The 15,794-nt window shown below is 56.3% G+C and carries 15 protein-coding genes and 1 tRNA gene; 2 read left to right on the top strand and 14 right to left on the bottom strand.

Going from position 1 to position 15,794, the window contains the following annotated elements; all coding sequences use genetic code 11:
* Positions 1-88: 88 nt before the first annotated feature.
* From rpoB to QQL78_RS00910, 8 genes are all read right to left on the bottom strand, one after another.
* Positions 89-4,228 carry a DNA-directed RNA polymerase subunit beta gene (gene rpoB / locus QQL78_RS00945; protein ID WP_284369654.1) on the bottom strand — a complete coding sequence of 1,380 codons (4,140 nt, stop codon included), beginning with the start codon at positions 4,226-4,228 and terminating at the stop codon, positions 89-91.
* 287 nt (positions 4,229-4,515) lie between these two features.
* Entirely contained in the window at positions 4,516-4,887 is a 372-nt protein-coding gene (gene rplL / locus QQL78_RS00940) for a 50S ribosomal protein L7/L12 (protein WP_284369652.1), read from the bottom strand.
* 72 nt (positions 4,888-4,959) lie between these two features.
* Positions 4,960-5,472: a 50S ribosomal protein L10 gene (gene rplJ, locus QQL78_RS00935; RefSeq protein WP_284369650.1), complete on the bottom strand. Its 513-nt coding sequence runs from the start codon at positions 5,470-5,472 to the stop codon at positions 4,960-4,962.
* 377 nt (positions 5,473-5,849) lie between these two features.
* On the bottom strand, positions 5,850-7,028 hold the full coding sequence (locus tag QQL78_RS00930) for a DegT/DnrJ/EryC1/StrS family aminotransferase (protein ID WP_284369648.1): 1,179 nt from the start codon (positions 7,026-7,028) through the stop codon (positions 5,850-5,852).
* A 54-nt stretch (positions 7,029-7,082) separates the two neighbouring features.
* On the bottom strand, positions 7,083-7,964 hold the full coding sequence (locus QQL78_RS00925) for a glycosyltransferase family 2 protein (protein ID WP_284369646.1): 882 nt from the start codon (positions 7,962-7,964) through the stop codon (positions 7,083-7,085).
* Positions 7,965-8,164: 200 nt separating this feature from the next.
* Positions 8,165-8,863, bottom strand: a complete 699-nt coding sequence (gene rplA / locus QQL78_RS00920; RefSeq protein ID WP_284369644.1) for a 50S ribosomal protein L1 — start codon at positions 8,861-8,863, stop codon at positions 8,165-8,167.
* Position 8,864: 1 nt separating this feature from the next.
* Positions 8,865-9,290, bottom strand: a complete 426-nt coding sequence (gene rplK / locus QQL78_RS00915; RefSeq protein WP_284369642.1) for a 50S ribosomal protein L11 — start codon at positions 9,288-9,290, stop codon at positions 8,865-8,867.
* 225 nt (positions 9,291-9,515) lie between these two features.
* Complete coding sequence (locus QQL78_RS00910; protein WP_284369640.1) at positions 9,516-10,664, bottom strand: aromatic ring-hydroxylating oxygenase subunit alpha; 1,149 nt, start codon at positions 10,662-10,664, stop codon at positions 9,516-9,518.
* Positions 10,665-10,809: 145 nt separating this feature from the next.
* Between QQL78_RS00910 and QQL78_RS00905 the strand changes: the two genes are divergently transcribed.
* Positions 10,810-11,268 carry a GNAT family N-acetyltransferase gene (locus QQL78_RS00905; protein WP_284369638.1) on the top strand — a complete coding sequence of 153 codons (459 nt, stop codon included), beginning with the start codon at positions 10,810-10,812 and terminating at the stop codon, positions 11,266-11,268.
* Positions 11,269-11,368: 100 nt separating this feature from the next.
* Here QQL78_RS00905 and nusG read toward each other — a convergent pair whose 3' ends face one another.
* From nusG to QQL78_RS00885, 4 genes are all read right to left on the bottom strand, one after another.
* Positions 11,369-11,902: a transcription termination/antitermination protein NusG gene (nusG, locus tag QQL78_RS00900; RefSeq protein WP_284369635.1), complete on the bottom strand. Its 534-nt coding sequence runs from the start codon at positions 11,900-11,902 to the stop codon at positions 11,369-11,371.
* A gap of 198 nt (positions 11,903-12,100) precedes the next feature.
* Positions 12,101-12,298: a preprotein translocase subunit SecE gene (gene secE, locus QQL78_RS00895; protein WP_284369633.1), complete on the bottom strand. Its 198-nt coding sequence runs from the start codon at positions 12,296-12,298 to the stop codon at positions 12,101-12,103.
* A 103-nt stretch (positions 12,299-12,401) separates the two neighbouring features.
* Positions 12,402-13,112: a hypothetical protein gene (locus tag QQL78_RS00890; RefSeq protein WP_284369631.1), complete on the bottom strand. Its 711-nt coding sequence runs from the start codon at positions 13,110-13,112 to the stop codon at positions 12,402-12,404.
* Positions 13,113-13,207: 95 nt separating this feature from the next.
* Positions 13,208-14,047 (bottom strand): DMT family transporter, encoded by an 840-nt coding sequence (locus QQL78_RS00885; RefSeq protein ID WP_284369629.1) that lies wholly within the window; start codon positions 14,045-14,047, stop codon positions 13,208-13,210.
* A 125-nt stretch (positions 14,048-14,172) separates the two neighbouring features.
* Here QQL78_RS00885 and QQL78_RS00880 point away from each other — a divergent pair, with 125 nt between their 5' ends.
* Entirely contained in the window at positions 14,173-14,856 is a 684-nt protein-coding gene (locus QQL78_RS00880; RefSeq protein WP_284369627.1) for a helix-turn-helix transcriptional regulator, read from the top strand.
* A 48-nt stretch (positions 14,857-14,904) separates the two neighbouring features.
* Here the strand turns inward: QQL78_RS00880 and QQL78_RS00875 are convergent.
* Together QQL78_RS00875 and QQL78_RS00870 are read right to left on the bottom strand one after the other, a co-directional pair.
* A tRNA-Trp gene (locus QQL78_RS00875) sits at positions 14,905-14,980 on the bottom strand.
* A 193-nt stretch (positions 14,981-15,173) separates the two neighbouring features.
* Positions 15,174-15,716 (bottom strand): hypothetical protein, encoded by a 543-nt coding sequence (locus tag QQL78_RS00870; protein ID WP_284369625.1) that lies wholly within the window; start codon positions 15,714-15,716, stop codon positions 15,174-15,176.
* Positions 15,717-15,794: the final 78 nt, after the last annotated feature.

Genomic DNA, 15,794 nt, shown 5'->3' with positions numbered 1-15,794 from the left:
TTCCTTGAATTGGGAGCATTGGGAGAGACGGAACCGTTTTCTTTTGAAGAAAACGGACCGGAATTTTTATAAAATTCCGGTCGTTGGCTCACTCATCTTCCTCCGCGTCCAGGAGTTCCATATTCAGGCCAAGGCCACGGACTTCTTTCACGAGAACGTTAAAGCTCTCTGGAATGCCCGCTTCAAAGTTGTCCTCGCCCTTGACGATGCTTTCATAGACCTTGGTCCGGCCAGCCACGTCATCCGATTTCACAGTCAGCATTTCCTGCAGAGTGTATGCAGCGCCGTAGGCTTCCAATGCCCAGACCTCCATCTCACCAAAGCGCTGACCACCGAACTGCGCTTTACCGCCCAATGGTTGCTGGGTGACCAGCGAGTATGGACCGGTAGAACGCGCGTGGATTTTGTCATCCACAAGGTGGTGCAGTTTCAGCAGGTATTTGACACCCACGGTCACAGGGCGGGCAAACTGCTCGCCTGTGCGGCCGTCAAACAGCACCGACTGACCAGAAGAAGAGAACCCGGCACGAACCAGCGCGTCATTCACGTCTGCCTCTTTGGCACCGTCAAAGACCGGTGTGGCAATTGGCACACCGCGTGTGACGTTTGACGCCGCATCAACCAGCGCCTCTTCGTCCAAGCCTTCGATACCTTCGGCATAGACATCATCGCCATAGGCCAGGCTCATCGCCTCACGCACAGGTGTCAGATCGCCGGAACGCTTATACTCTTGCAGCGCCTCGTCAACATTCACACCCAGACCACGTGCGGCCCAACCCATATGGGTTTCCAAGATCTGACCGACGTTCATCCGCGACGGAACACCCAGCGGGTTCAAACAGAAGTCGACCGGCGTCCCATCTTCGAGGAACGGCATATCTTCCATCGGTACAACCTTGGAAATAACACCTTTGTTCCCGTGACGGCCCGCCATTTTGTCGCCCGGTTGCAGCTTGCGCTTCACCGCGACAAAGACTTTGACCATCTTCATCACACCCGGAGGCAGATCGTCGCCACGGCGCACCTTCTCGACCTTATCCTCGAAACGCGCATCCAAGGTCCGCTTCTGGATCTCGTACTGCTCGTTCAGGGCTTCGACGATTTTCGCGTCATCCTCGTCTTCCAGTGCCAGCTGCCACCACTGACCACGGGTCAGAACATCGTCCAGCATAGATTCTGTGATCTGGCTGTTAGGTGCGACGCCTTTTGGCCCCTTCACTGCAACTTTACCCAGGATCATGCCGCGCAGACGGGCATAGATGTTGCGATCCAGAATGCCCAGTTCGTCATCCCGGTCACGTGCCAGACGCTCGACTTCTTCACGCTCAATCTGAAGCGCACGTTCGTCTTTTTCCACACCATGACGGTTAAAGACACGTACCTCAACAACCGTGCCAAAATCACCCGGCTTCACCCGCAGGGAAGTGTCACGCACGTCAGAGGCTTTTTCGCCAAAGATCGCCCGCAGCAGTTTCTCTTCCGGTGTCATCGGGCTTTCGCCTTTTGGCGTGATCTTACCAACCAGAATATCGCCCGGTTCAACATCCGCACCAATGTAAACGATGCCCGCCTCGTCGAGGTTACGCAGCGCTTCTTCACCAACGTTTGGAATGTCGCGGGTAATTTCTTCTGGTCCAAGTTTGGTGTCGCGTGCGGCGACTTCAAACTCTTCGATGTGGATCGAGGTAAAGACGTCGTCTCGTGAAATCCGCTCAGAAATCAGGATGGAGTCCTCATAGTTGTAACCATTCCAAGGCATAAACGCGACAACCACGTTTTTACCAAGGGCCAGTTCACCCATGTCCGTAGACGGACCATCGGCAATCACCTGACCTTTGGTCACCACTTCACCCACCTTCACCAGCGGACGCTGGTTGATACAGGTGTTCTGGTTTGACCGCTGGAATTTGCGCATGCGGTAGATGTCCACACCCGCATCGCCCAGCTCAAGATCTTCGGTGGCGCGCAGAACGATACGGGATGCATCGACCTGGTCGATGATACCACCACGTTTCGCCATGTAAGCCGCACCGGAATCGCGTGCCACAACTTCCTCGATGCCTGTCCCAACAAGCGGCGCTTCCGCTTGCAGCAAGGGCACCGCTTGGCGTTGCATGTTCGAACCCATCAAGGCGCGGTTGGCGTCATCGTTTTCAAGGAACGGGATCAGGGAGGCCGCAACAGAAACCAGCTGCTTTGGCGAAACGTCAATCAAATCAACGCTTTCCGTAGGGGCCAGTGTATAATCACCGGAACGGCGTGTGTTCACCATTTCATTGGTGAATTTACCGTCGCCATCCAAAGACGCGTTCGCCTGCGCCACGGTGTGACGCATTTCCTCGGTTGCAGACATATAGTGCACTTCGTCTGTGACCTTGCTGTCTTTCACAACGCGGTAAGGCGTTTCGATAAAGCCGTATTTGTTCACACGGGCGAAGGTCGCCAGCGAGTTGATCAGACCGATGTTCGGGCCTTCCGGCGTTTCAATCGGACACATCCGGCCATAGTGGGTCGGGTGAACGTCACGGACTTCAAAACCGGCACGCTCACGGGTCAGACCGCCAGGCCCAAGCGCGGAAAGGCGACGCTTATGCGTGACCTCGGACAGCGGGTTGGTTTGGTCCATGAACTGCGACAGCTGCGAAGAGCCAAAGAACTCACGTACCGCAGCCGCGGCGGGTTTCGCGTTGATCAGATCCTGCGGCATCACCGTGTCAATCTCGACAGAAGACATCCGCTCCTTGATCGCACGTTCCATGCGCAGCAGACCCACACGGTACTGGTTTTCCATCAGCTCACCGACAGAGCGCACACGACGGTTGCCCAAGTGGTCAATATCGTCGATGTCGCCACGCCCGTCGCGCAGATCAACCAGTGCCTTGATACAGGCAACGATGTCTTCACGGCGCAGGGTGCGCTGTGTGTCATCCGCATCCAGATCCAGACGCATGTTCATTTTCACACGACCAACGGCCGACAGGTCATAACGCTCACTGTCAAAGAACAGGGTGTCGAACAGGTTCGATGCTGCTTCAACGGTGGGCGGCTCGCCCGGACGCATGACGCGATAGATATCCATGAGCGCGGTGTCGCGGTTCATGTTCTTGTCGTTCGCCATGGTGTTGCGCATGTAGGGGCCGACATTGACGTTATCGATGTCCAGCAACGGAATCTCGGTGATGCCAGCATCGATCAGTTCTTTGGCCGTGCCGCCGATCAGATCGCCATCTTTGTCATACTCAAGCGTCAGCTCGTCACCCGCTTCGACATAAATCGCACCGGTTTCTTCGTTGATGATATCCTTGGCAACAAACTTGCCCTGAATGTGATCGAAGGGCAGCAACAGCTCTGTCACCTCACCGGCGTCGATCAATTGCTTGACCGCACGTGGTGTGACCTTCTTGCCCTGCTCAAACAGGATCTCACCGGATTTGGCGTCGATGATGTCATAGGATGGACGTGTGCCCCGCACACGGTCCGGGAAGAACGGCGCAACCCAGCCCTTTTTGGCCTGAAGCGTATAAGTCACAGTGTTGTAATAGGCATCCATGATGGATTCCTGATCCAGCCCCAGCGCGTAAAGCAGCGTGGTGACAGGCAGCTTGCGGCGGCGGTCAATGCGCGCAAACACGATGTCTTTGGCGTCAAATTCGAAATCCAGCCATGAACCGCGGTAGGGGATGATGCGGCAGGCGAACAGAAGTTTACCGGAGCTGTGGGTCTTGCCCTTGTCGTGGTCAAAGAACACACCGGGGGAACGGTGCATCTGGGACACGATCACACGCTCGGTACCGTTCACAATGAAGGTCCCGTTTGGCGTCATCAGGGGCATGTCGCCCATGAACACGTCCTGTTCCTTGATGTCTTTAACGGACTTCGCACCAGTGTCTTCGTCGATTTCAAACACGATCAGACGCAGGGTTACCTTCAGCGGCGCTGAATAGGTCATGTCGCGCTGCTGACATTCCTCAACGTCGTACTTCGGCTTTTCCAGCTCGTACTTGACGTATTCAAGCACGGAGGTTTCGTTGAAGTCCTTGATCGGGAAAACCGACTGGAACACGCCCTGAATGCCATCACCATCGGTGGGCGTTTCGGCATCGCCGGAATTCAGGAACAGGTCGTAAGATGATTTCTGAACCTCGATGAGGTTCGGCATATCCAGCACTTCGCGGATTTTGCCATAATATTTACGGAGACGCTTCTGGCCAAGGAAGGATTGTGCCATGTGTCGTAATACCTTTCGTATCTCTTGCCTGAACGCCGCCACCGGGGCCGTGACGCGTCCATCAGAGCGGATCAATCCGGTCTATGCTGGCATGCGTCCCACCGCACACCTTCCGACCTATGGACCTTTCCAGAAGGAGGCTTTGTCTAGCAAAGCACCCTTCAAGACAGGTTTGGCTGGACAGAGAAATCTCTCCATCCAGCCAATGTTTGCTACGGGCACTGCGGACTTTTTTGAAAAGTCCGGTCTGTTTTCTTCAAAAGAAAACCTGTCCCTGATCGTCCGGCTTAGGCCAGCTCGACTTCTGCGCCAGCTGCTTCCAGCTTGGCTTTCACTTCTTCGGCTTCGGCTTTGTCGACGCCTTCTTTGATTTTGCCACCGGCTTCAACCAGATCTTTGGCTTCTTTCAGGCCCAGACCGGTGATGCCGCGGACTTCCTTGATCACGTTGATCTTGGAAGCGCCGGCGTTCTTCAGAACGACGTCAAATTCAGATTTCTCTTCTGCGGCGCCGCCAGCATCTGCTGGGCCAGCCATCATTACAGCGCCACCGGCAGCTGGTTCGATGCCATACTCGTCTTTGAGGATGGTTTTCAGTTCTTGTGCTTCAAGCAGTGTCAGACCAACGATCTCTTCTGCCAGTTTTTTCAGATCAGCCATGTTTTAGCTCTTTCCGTTAACAATATGTGTGTTCCAACGTGTTGTTTCAACACGCCAGCTTGACGATATGCTTTACGCAGCTTTGTCCTCGATGGTGGACAAAATGGATGCGATGTTGCTTGCAGGTGCGCCAATGGCCCCCGCGATGTTGGAAGCAGGTGCGCCCAGCATGCCGGCGATGGTAGCAATAAGCTCATCACGCGAAGGCATTTTGGACACGGCTTCAACACCGGCGACGTCCAGAGCGTTCTCACCCATTGCACCACCAAGGATAACGAACTTTTGGTTCTCCTTGGCAAAGTCCTGAGCAACCTTGGCCGCAGCCACAGGATCCTCAGAGAAGGTCAGAACGGTCATGCCCGTCAGAAGGTCAGAAATGCTTTCGCATGGCTTTCCCTCAAGGGCAATTTTGGCGAGCCTGTTCTTGGCAACACGCACAGATGCATCAGCCGCACGTGCGCGCGCCCGAAGATCCTGCATTTCAGCAACTGTCAAACCGACGTAGTGAGATACCACAACGACGCCAGAGCTTTCAAAGATTTGGCCAAGTTCGTCGACCAACTGTTCTTTTAGTGCTCTATCCACAGTTTCACTCCAGTAAGGGAGGGTTGCCCCTCCGGCTCAGTTTTGCCGGAACCTAGCTGGTCCCGACATTCGGGTCCTTACGGGGGCCGGGTGCGTCACTGCGGAGAGCCTGTTCGGGCGATCCGAAGAAATTACCTTTTCCCGTCTCAGGCAGGAATTATGTTGACAGACTGCCAACACCCACCGTCTCGGACGAAAAGCACAAAAGCGCGACGAATCGCGCTTTGGTACTTGCAGGTTGAGTTATCCTCTTGGCTCGAGGTTTCCAACCCCTGAAACAGACCCCTTGGCCGGATTCGCAAGATTTTTTGTCCATCATGGCGTTTTGTTACAATCACAGGCCCACGCCTTCCGGGCGCAAGGTCGGCAAGCACGCTTCAGACAGGAGACGGTGCCATGGTCGCTCCGATGGCATCGAGTATCGCTTGCGCGACAACATCACACTCCGCCAGCCCCAGCCGTGCTGGAAGCCGCACGTCGCAGGCGCGATCCAACATGGCACGGGTCATCGGCTGATCGGGATTAACTTCCAGAAACTGCCAGTTCCAGAACGCACGAGCGTTATCATCAGACCGGCCAAACACCTGCACCTTCAAACCGCGCGCCCCCGCTTCGCGGACAAATTCATCCACCTGTGCATCCGACAGGTCCACAAGGTTAAATTGTATCGAATCCGGTGCGCGTTCTTCCGCAGGTAATGAGGATGGTACGGAAATCCACGCACAGCCCTCAAGCGCCTGTGCCACATGGTCATGGTTGCGTCGCCCCGCCTTGACCCGTTCAGACAGGGCCGAAAGCTGGGGCCGGATCAACGCGGCAGACAGGGTGTTCAGCCGCAGATTATACAACGGCAACTGGTTCTGCCATTTCGCAAATGCCGCATGCAAAACCGGATGTTTTTCCCAATTGTGCTCATAGGCACCGGACATCACAATCGCCTGCGCAATCAGGTCTGCATCATCTGTGATCATGATGCCCCCCTCGCCCGCGTTCAGCATTTTATAGGACTGAAAGCTGAAACAGCCGATCTTGCCGATTGTCCCGATGTTGCGCCCTGCCCATGTGGTGCCAAGGCTATGCGCCGCATCTTCGATGACGGGAATTCCGGCGGCATCGCACAGCTCCATGATGACATCCATGTCGGAGGTATGACCACGCATGTGGCTGATGATAACCGCATCACAACCGGGCAGCTTGCGTCTGAAATCGGTCAGGTCGATGCGGTAATCGCTGCCGCATTCGCACAGTACCGGAACGCAATTTGCATGCACCACGGCGGATGGCACAGCAGCAAAGGTAAAGGCCGGTATCAACACTTTGGCATCGCGTGGCAAACCCAGCGCCTTGAGCGATAAAAAGAGTGCCGCAGAACATGAGGAAACGGCCAGCGCATAGGTACTGCCAAGAGCTTGCGCAAATTCGGCCTCTAGCAAGGCAACCGGCGAGTGATCAGAGGTGTATCGAAAAAGATCACCCGACTGTAAAATGCGCTCCACCTCGGCTCTGGCCGCGTCGGGGATCGCTTCGGCGTCTGTTAGGTTTGGCATTTTTGGCATCGTGTTACCTGTTCTGTACTCTTGTCGAAGCGACTGCGGGCGCACAATGACACGCTATGCCCGATCCACCCCGGCGAACCGCTCCGGCAATTCGTAGATCTCTTCGTATTTCGCATGGGTAAAATGCCACAGCGTCTCGTTGCGTTTGCGCCAGGTGTCATGCATCCCCTGACGCACATGGCTGAGGTCCAGCCCCTGCACAATCGGGCGCTGGGTGAATTTGGCGAAAACCGCATCGTCATCCCGGTTTTTGGCAAACCATTGCGGGTTCGAACGTACCTTGCCATCGCCATGCTGGGCCTGTTCGGCGACAAAAGCGCTGCGCCGGTTCAGCGTGTCCTGAAATACCCCGAAATCGCAGTACTTCATATGAAACAGATAAAGGAAATCCGGCATGTTCAACTTGCGATAGGCCGCGTAATGCCCACCCCGCGCCAGTTTGCCACCGCGTGACACAATGCAGGGCTTGGCATAATGCAGATCAATCTGCGCAAACATACGCGGCCCGATGATGCCATTCTCAACCCCCTCCGGCTCTCGGTCGCGCATATGCACGATCTCCATACCCATGGCGGTATAGATCGTATTGCCCTGAGCCTGGTCCAGCCATTCGCGCAGGTTCATGCCCGCCGCCGGGTCAACCACCAGAAACTCATCCACATCCACCACGATCACATGTTTGAACCACTGGCGCAGCCCGTCCTTGATGTGGTTCATCGTGCGTGATTTCAGAATGGTAAAATTATTCGCCTGTGTGTCCGGGATCGGGATCACATTACAACCCTGTGCGAGGGCGCGCACTTCCGGCTCATCACCGTGGCTGACGATGTAAAGGTTCTCGCGCCCAAACAGCCCGCCATAATAGGCGACAAACCGTTTCAGATAGAAATGGTCGTCCCGGCAAATCGTTACAATCGCTGTCAGCCTATCTGTCACGTCACCCTCTCCCTTGCCCGCCTTGCTCGGCGGGGTGATTTCCTTGTTAGGAGGGATGGTTGCGCCGGGCAAGTCAATGACCGGTTGAAGCCGTCCTTTTGCCGGTGAGCGTGGCGAGACCCACACCCAAAAAGAGGTATCAAACGAAAAAGGGCGGTGATTGCCTCACCGCCCCTTCCCTATCAAATGTCGCTTAGCGCTTAGTCAGCAACAGCATTGTCCACGGAAACAGAAATGCCCGGGCCCATGGTAGAGCTAAGGTTGATCTGCTTCATATAGGTGCCTTTGGTGCCTGTGGGCTTGGCTTTGGCAACCGCACCAACAAAGGCACGGATGTTTTCGACCAGCTTGCCTTCGTCGAAGGACAATTTGCCAACACCAGCATGCACAACGCCGCCTTTTTCAGCTTTGAACTGAACTTCGCCGCCTTTGGCCGCTTTCACAGCGTCCGCCACATCCATGGTCACCGTACCCACTTTCGGGTTTGGCATCAGGTTGCGGGGGCCAAGCACTTTACCCAAACGGCCAACGATTGGCATCATGTCTGGTGTCGCGATGCAACGATCGAATTCGATCTTACCGGACTGCACGATTTCCATCAGGTCCTCTGCGCCCACGATATCGGCACCCGCCGCTGTCGCTTCTTCGGCCTTTGGGCCACGTGCAAAGACAGCAACGCGCATGGTTTTACCAGTGCCGTTTGGCAGGCCAACCACGCCGCGAACCATCTGGTCTGCGTGACGTGGGTCAACACCAAGGTTCATGGCGATTTCGATGGTCTCGTCAAACTTGACCTTCGAGTTGCCTTTGATCAGCGCCACAGCTTCTTCAACTGTCACGTTCTCTTTGCCGGCAAATGCTTCGCGGGCCGCGCGTGTGCGTTTTCCAAATTTTGCCATCTTACTTCACCTCAATGCCCATAGACCGGGCAGAGCCCAGAATGATCTTCATCGCCTGATCCACGTCGTTTGCGGACAGGTCAGCCATTTTTGCTTCGGCGATTTCACGCACCTGCTTTGCTGTCACTGTGCCAACGGTTTCGCGGCTTGGCAGCTTGGCGCCAGAGTTAATCTTGGCGGCTTTTTTCAGGTAGTAGGACGCAGGAGGCGTCTTGATGTCCATGGTAAAGGACTTGTCCTGAAAATAGCTGATCACGGTCGGGCAAGGGGCACCGGGCTCCAGGTCCGCTGTCTTGGCGTTGAACGCTTTACAGAATTCCATGATGTTGATGCCGCGCTGACCCAGCGCTGGACCCACAGGTGGGGACGGGTTTGCTTGACCCGCTTTAACTTGCAACTTCATCGTACCGACGAGTTTCTTGGCCATTGGCCTTCTCCTTTGCAACGCCCCTTGGTCGCGACCTTGGGGCTATGTGTTGTGTGGTCCGGTTTGCGCGCCGCGACGCCCTAGCCTCCCACAGTGGTGAATCGCCTGATATGGGCGATTGCTGCGGGTTATAGATGTCTGAAAGATATTGCAAGGCACGCCTGCGGAATCCGCCAAATGTCTGGCCAAAACCCGGTTTGAGCAGCAGCGCCTTGAATCCTGCCCCTAGGTCAATGCAACACGGCTATGGATATATTTTGCAAAGTCAAAGTTTGGCCGTTCAAGGTGCGACAATGGCCCCGGCTCTGACATGTCGGCACAAAGCCCGCGATAGACCTTTTCGGTACAGCCCCGGTCCTCTTCATTCACCAGATCCAGCGTCGATTTCAACATCGCAAAATGCGCATCCGCCTCGGGGTCGGCCACAAACTCCGGGGCCAGACCGCCACCATAAAGAATGTTCACATGATCCGGCCCATCAGGGCTGAGCGACAGATACCAAAAATAACCGGGGGTCAGCGTGATCAACAACGCCGGGTAGATCGAAAGCAGATAGGTCTTGCGCCGGTCCTCGCCCTCCAAATGTGTATTGTCAGGATGCGCCAGCGTCAGCTTGAAACTCTCGTTCTTCAAAATCCAATGATGGTTAAACGCCGCCTCGCCCGCTGGGCAGGTCATCTCGGCCAGATCCACTGTGCCACCAATGGTCACCTCATGGCAAACCGGCAAGTGATAGCTCTCCATGAAATTTTCGGCCAGGACCTTCCAGTTTGTGTTCCAATGATGGTTCTCACGAAAGGTCTCGACATAGTCGCTCATCCGGTAATGCCCAACCAGATCAGTCACCCCTTGCAAGGCGGTAGCCACATCCGGCGCATCCGGGTTCAACGTGACCATGATCCAGCCCTCCCACTCGGTACAGCGGATCTGCGGCAGGCGGATGTCGGATTTGCAGAAGGCTTCATTATGCATCATGGCCGGCGCGCCGCGCAGCTGACCGTCCAACCCGTAGGTCCAGGCGTGATAGGGGCAGACAATGCTGCGGGTGTTACCCCGCCCGGTCAACAGCGTCGACATGCGGTGGCGGCACACATTGGACTGCGCCCGCAACCGCCCATCTCCATCGCGCAGGACCATGATCGGTTCGCCACCAATCTCAAGCGTGGTATAATCGCCGGGTTTGCTGAGCGATGAGGCCCGCCCGGCACAAACCCACTCCTTGCGGAAAATATTCTCCACCTCGATCTCATTGAAATCTGTCGAGGTATAAACCGACTTGGGCATCGCGCGGGCCTGCTCAAACGGCACGGAAACGGATGCGGCAAGTTCTGCAACCGGGCCATTGGCCAAGTCGAATTTGGGATTGGTATTCATGGCGCAGCCCCCCGGTCTGAGATACCCAAGTTGTAGCGCCGGTTCGCTAATGCGTCTACACAAGTGATGCACAGCGCTGATTGCCTCTCGCTGGCTAACTGGGTAGCTTGGCCGAACACCCGCAAGCCACTGTTAAGGAACAGCAATGAGGATCAGAGACGCCGTTGCTACGGATGCCCCGGAAATCAGCACTTTCCTGAAAGAGCTCACCGCCGCCGGAAAACGCAAAAGCCCTGATGACGTGGGTTTTGTGCTGGCGCATTATATTGAAAGCACGCAAAAGATTAAGTGTTCGGTGGCTGAGGATCAGGGCGTTGTACTGGGGTTTCAGTCCTTGCAGCACGCAGCGGGCGACACAACTTCGGGTAACGGGTCGGGTTGGGCCGTCATCGGCACGCACATCCGGCCATCCGCTGCCCGGCGCGGCGTGGGGCGCGCCCTGTTTGCAGCCAGCCAATCAGCCGCTGAAAGCGCGGATGTCACAGATATTGAGGCAACAATCGCAGCCGATAACCCGGAGGCATTGGCCTATTATGATGCTATGGGGTTCAAGACCTACAAAACGACGGAAAACCAAGTGTGCAAACGGTTTTCTGTGCCCTAGGGCGGGATTCACTCCGCCACGTCGATATTCCGTGACACGATAACTCTGGATCAAACGCCGCATATGGCGGGGATGCCCCCGCCCTACGGCACATCGCAAATCAGGATTGTTTGATAACCTGCGTGAATTCCAGTTCGACCGGTGTTTCGCGGCCAAAGATCGAGACAGAAACCTTCAAACGCTGGTTCTCGTCATCCACCTCTTCGATCATCCCGTCAAAGTCTTCAAACGGACCATCACCGACCTTAACCTTCTCACCCACTTCAAAGTGGATCAGGGTGCGTGGCGCATCTTCGCCCTCTTGGACGCGGCCAAGGATCGCCTGAACCTCGGCATCGCGCATCGGCATCGGACGGCCCTGTGGCCCCAGAAAACCGGTGACGCGGTTGATCGAGTTGATCAGGTGATAGCCCTGATCAGACATCTCCATATGCACCAGCACATAGCCGGGCATAAAGCGGCGCTCGGTCGTGACCTTCTTGCCACGGCGCACTTCGATTACTTCTTCGGTCGGAACCAATACTTCGTCGATCTGCTCTTCAAGACCCTGCTCTTCCGCTGTGGTGCGGATCTGCTCTGCGATCTTTTTCTCGAAGTTGGACAGGACACTGACCGAATACCAACGTTTTGCCATCTGAACTTATGTCCCTGTCTTTGAGATACCCAAGCCCGAGGCCCAAACATCTGATCCGTGAATACCTGAATAAAAAAGGGCGCGCGGGCTCGAATCGCCGCACGCCGCATCAGGTCTGACCTGCGCAATACCCTTTGCCGGATTGGGTTTCAAGCCTGTGCATGGTATTTTTGAGCAAGGCACAGCCGAGAGGTCCGCTTAGCCGAATATCCCAAGCACGCTGTTCAGCCCACCACGGATAAGGATATCAACGATGGCAAAGAAAACTGCGGTCAGCGCCGCCAGAATAAACACCATCACCGTGGTCAGCATCACCTCGCGGCGGGTCGGCCATACAACCTTGCCAACCTCGGCACGGGCCTGCTGGATGAACTGAAGTGGATTGGTCATCGCCATGGGACTGTCCTTGAAAAACGCGCTTATGGGCATCTAGCGACTGTGGCGCAGGGTTTCAAGCCTGCATGAGGGGATGACGCTTTGCGGGCCTTGGGTCCTTACCCTAGCCTTCGTTTTCCGACAGATTGGCAAATCGCCTGTCAAGCGCTGCATCATGGCGGGCGTCAGCATTGGCCATATTGCCAAAATCCGGGAGGTACAGACCGTCCACAGATCCTTCGGGAAAATGATCCAGCACAGAATCCCATTTCAGGGCAAAGGCATCCAGCTTGCGATGCATTTCTGCGGCGCGGTCTGGGCGGCGGGCCGCATACCAACGGGCCAGCCCCATCGCGCCCTTCCAAAATCTGTCATATCCGACCACAAGGAAGACCCCGATCATGATCAACAGCCCAAGCAGCGACAGGCCAATGATCAACACGGGCCGCATGAATACCAAAATGGCGAAACAGGCCCAGATCACCACCTTGACCGAAGGTCGGTAGCCGAAAACCGAGGTTTTCAAACGTCCGATAATACCCCTGCGCTTCGCTGTGCCCTTGGCCGCTTGCGGCTTCGGTCTGGCGGCGGCGGATACAGGTTCTGCGAAAGGCACCTCAGCAGGCTGTTGCGGTCTCGGCGCTTGGGCAGATTTCTCAACACGCTGCGGAGCAACAGGTTCAGCGCGGGCGGGCGGCTGCGTATCCAGCAGATTGCGAATCGCGGCTAGGGCCTTGGGATCCAACTCGGCGGCATCTTCCTGCGCCCTACCATCACCCGCAGCCACATCGCTGGTGGCATCATCCTGCGGAGTGCTGTGCATTTCTTTCATCATGACCGTTACCTTGCCTTTGCCCGCATGAGGTAACAGCCGTTCTTGACTCTTGATAGGCAGGATTGTGGCAAAACAATGGCACGCTTGGTGGGTGGTTAATGCCCTTTTCCCCGTGTCTGCGACCAGACCACCGCGATCAGGATAATGGCCCCGCCGGTGATCACCTGCGCAGATGCCCGTTCTGCCAGAATGACATAGGCCAGTAGCGGGGCCAGCGGCATCTCCAGAATCGACAGCAAGGCGGTTTCGGCTGGCGGCAAACGCCGCGCCCCTTCCGACAGGGTGACTGAAGCCACAGCAAATATCAGACCAAACAAGATCAGCCATGGCAATTGATCCCCGGGCACAGCAAAGGGATCACCCTGCCAATAGGCCAAAGGCAATAAAACAACTGAAGAAAGCGCCGCCGGCAAAGCTGCGGTTGTTTGCGGGTAGGCGCGGTAAACCACCATGGTCCCGGCCATCATCAAGGTCATGAACAGCGCCAGTAAATCCCCGCGCAGCGCCACGCCGCCAAGCCCGCTGGTAAAGATCAACAGCACACCTCCAAATGCCACAACACTGGCAAGGACCACCGTCCTGCTGGGCAACTCTCTCAGCCAGAACCACGCCAGTGCAGCGGCGAAAAACGGTGCCGCCCCATAGATCAGCGCGACATTGGCCACATGGGTTAACTTAAAGGCCGGAATGAAGGCTGCCGTCCCCGCCCCCATCATCAGTGTCACAGTCAGGGCAACCCCGCCAAACTGCCGTACTTCCTGCACCAGCGTCCCGCGCACGGCCAGATAGGCCAAAGTGAACCCAGCCGCGGAAACTCCGCGCCAAAAAATAATATCCCACGCCGCAACCGCGATTCCCTTGGTGAAAATACCTGCGGTGCTGAACACAAAGGCAGACACCACCACCAAAAGTACACCCACGCGTCTGCTGCCCATCGTCGTCTCCTGTTCGGTTTTCACTTCCCCGATACGACAACGCTGCTGACAACTGAGTGTCAGCAGCGTTAGGCTATGACTGCTAAAACTCGAATACCTCCGACCAACACGCAAAGCTTCCGATCATGTCAAAATCCTCCCGCTTGTTTGAGATCATCCAACTGCTGCGCGCGGCCAAGGCCCCCCTGCTCGCGCAGCAAATGGCCGACAGTCTTGAGGTCTCCAAACGCACGATCTATCGCGATATCGCCACGCTTCAGGCCATGCAGACCCCAATCTATGGCGAGGCCGGCATCGGCTATGTCATGCGCAAAGGGTATGACCTGCCGCCGCTTAATCTGGATGTCGAAGAGGCAGAGGCGATTGCCGTCGGGCTCAGCCTGATTGCCCGCACCGGCGATGTCGGCCTGTGGCGCGCTGCTGGCCGTGCGGCACGCAAGTTGAACGAGGTCGCACCCGGCACCCGCCGTCTGGTCGCTTCCAGCTGGGGCGTGGCGGATATCGAAACCATCAATCTTGGCACCCTGCGCCGGGCGATCCGCGAGGAACAGAAGGTAACGCTCAGCTATCAGGATGCCTCTGGTCGGCCCTCCAACCGCACCATCTGGCCACTGGCGCTGATCTATTATGTGGATGCGGTGACCATCGCCGCTTGGTGTGAACTGCGTGCTGCCCTGCGTCATTTCCGTCTGGATCGCGTGCAGGGCTGGTCCCTTGCAGAGGAACACTTCACAGGCCGAGGTGCCGCGCTGCTGGCGGAATGGGAAGCCACGCAAAAACCAGAAACCGTACTGACCAGAGATTTCTGACATCCCCGATCTCCGCCCTTGAGAGGGCACCGCAACTTTGGTGGAAAATGGCAGGGGCTGAGGGACTCGAACCCACGACCCTCGGTTTTGGAGACCGATGCTCTACCAACTGAGCTAAACCCCTATGCCGATCGATTGGGTAGTCCCAATTCGGGTGACGATCAAGAGCAGATCGCAGAAACCTTGCTGATTTTAGACCAGTTTCGACGTTTCTCGCCGGATTGGGTCCCTCACGTCAGGCGCGCTCTGTGGCGGCTGCTCTGCTGGCGGCCCCAATCAGTGTAAAATCAGGCGCGCGCGGCCTTGGGGTCGGGCTCCTACTCCTGACGCTGCAACAGGGTTTCAATCTCCCGATCCAGCGTCCCATTGCGGAACCGGCGGAACAGCAGGTCCAGCCCACCCTCCACCAATGTCCGGTGGAACTCCTGCACCTCGTAATCGCCGCTCTCGTTGATAAACAGGGAGAATACCGAAAACATATCCCCCTCAAACCGCGCCCAGACAAAAGGTTCTCCCTGTAGCGGGTCCAGCGGTGTGGCCTTGCCAAAAAGGTTCTTCTTCATCGCGGATTGAAAGATGTTTTCCCGCGCAGAGGGTACGAATTGGATGGTATAGGTTGCCTCCTTGGTGCGCCCGTCACTGCGATAGGTCACCGAGGTCCAGCTCAACAGAAAGCCGTCGTCCTGCGCTTTGATGGTCGTGCTCATATCCCGTTTTTGCACCTCACCGTTCAGGGTGAACTCGGCCTTGCCGGTGAATGTCCCCTCAAAGCGGTCAATTTCCGCGGCCATCCCCCAAAGCGGAAAGAAGGTCATCAGCATGGCAAAAAGCGGCAACAGGATGTGTTTTCTAAATCTCATAGGGAAACCCTAGCGTGTCATGTCAGGGTTGTCAGATTTCTTTGCTCACATTTTCGTCGGTGGCCCCGACCGCGGCCC

The organism is Sulfitobacter pacificus, assembly GCF_030159975.1.
Classification (GTDB): Bacteria; Pseudomonadota; Alphaproteobacteria; order Rhodobacterales; family Rhodobacteraceae; genus Sulfitobacter; species Sulfitobacter pacificus.
The sequence above is the reverse complement of the archived record's forward strand: the minus strand, read 5'-3'. Positions and strand labels throughout refer to the sequence as shown.

What these genes read in the sequence shown, in the direction of transcription:
- rplK (WP_284369642.1), bottom strand. Translation starts at nt 9,290, where the DNA reads ATGGCCAAGAAACTCGTCGGTACGATGAAGTTGCAAGTTAAAGCGGGT.
- QQL78_RS00905 (WP_284369638.1), top strand. Translation starts at nt 10,810, where the DNA reads ATGAGGATCAGAGACGCCGTTGCTACGGATGCCCCGGAAATCAGCACT.
- QQL78_RS00880 (WP_284369627.1), top strand. Translation starts at nt 14,173, where the DNA reads ATGTCAAAATCCTCCCGCTTGTTTGAGATCATCCAACTGCTGCGCGCG.
- QQL78_RS00910 (WP_284369640.1), bottom strand. Translation starts at nt 10,664, where the DNA reads ATGAATACCAATCCCAAATTCGACTTGGCCAATGGCCCGGTTGCAGAA.
- QQL78_RS00885 (WP_284369629.1), bottom strand. Translation starts at nt 14,047, where the DNA reads ATGGGCAGCAGACGCGTGGGTGTACTTTTGGTGGTGGTGTCTGCCTTT.
- rplL (WP_284369652.1), bottom strand. Translation starts at nt 4,887, where the DNA reads ATGGCTGATCTGAAAAAACTGGCAGAAGAGATCGTTGGTCTGACACTG.
- QQL78_RS00930 (WP_284369648.1), bottom strand. Translation starts at nt 7,028, where the DNA reads ATGCCAAAAATGCCAAACCTAACAGACGCCGAAGCGATCCCCGACGCG.
- QQL78_RS00890 (WP_284369631.1), bottom strand. Translation starts at nt 13,112, where the DNA reads ATGATGAAAGAAATGCACAGCACTCCGCAGGATGATGCCACCAGCGAT.
- secE (WP_284369633.1), bottom strand. Translation starts at nt 12,298, where the DNA reads ATGGCGATGACCAATCCACTTCAGTTCATCCAGCAGGCCCGTGCCGAG.
- rpoB (WP_284369654.1), bottom strand. Translation starts at nt 4,228, where the DNA reads ATGGCACAATCCTTCCTTGGCCAGAAGCGTCTCCGTAAATATTATGGC.
- QQL78_RS00870 (WP_284369625.1), bottom strand. Translation starts at nt 15,716, where the DNA reads ATGAGATTTAGAAAACACATCCTGTTGCCGCTTTTTGCCATGCTGATG.
- nusG (WP_284369635.1), bottom strand. Translation starts at nt 11,902, where the DNA reads ATGGCAAAACGTTGGTATTCGGTCAGTGTCCTGTCCAACTTCGAGAAA.
- rplA (WP_284369644.1), bottom strand. Translation starts at nt 8,863, where the DNA reads ATGGCAAAATTTGGAAAACGCACACGCGCGGCCCGCGAAGCATTTGCC.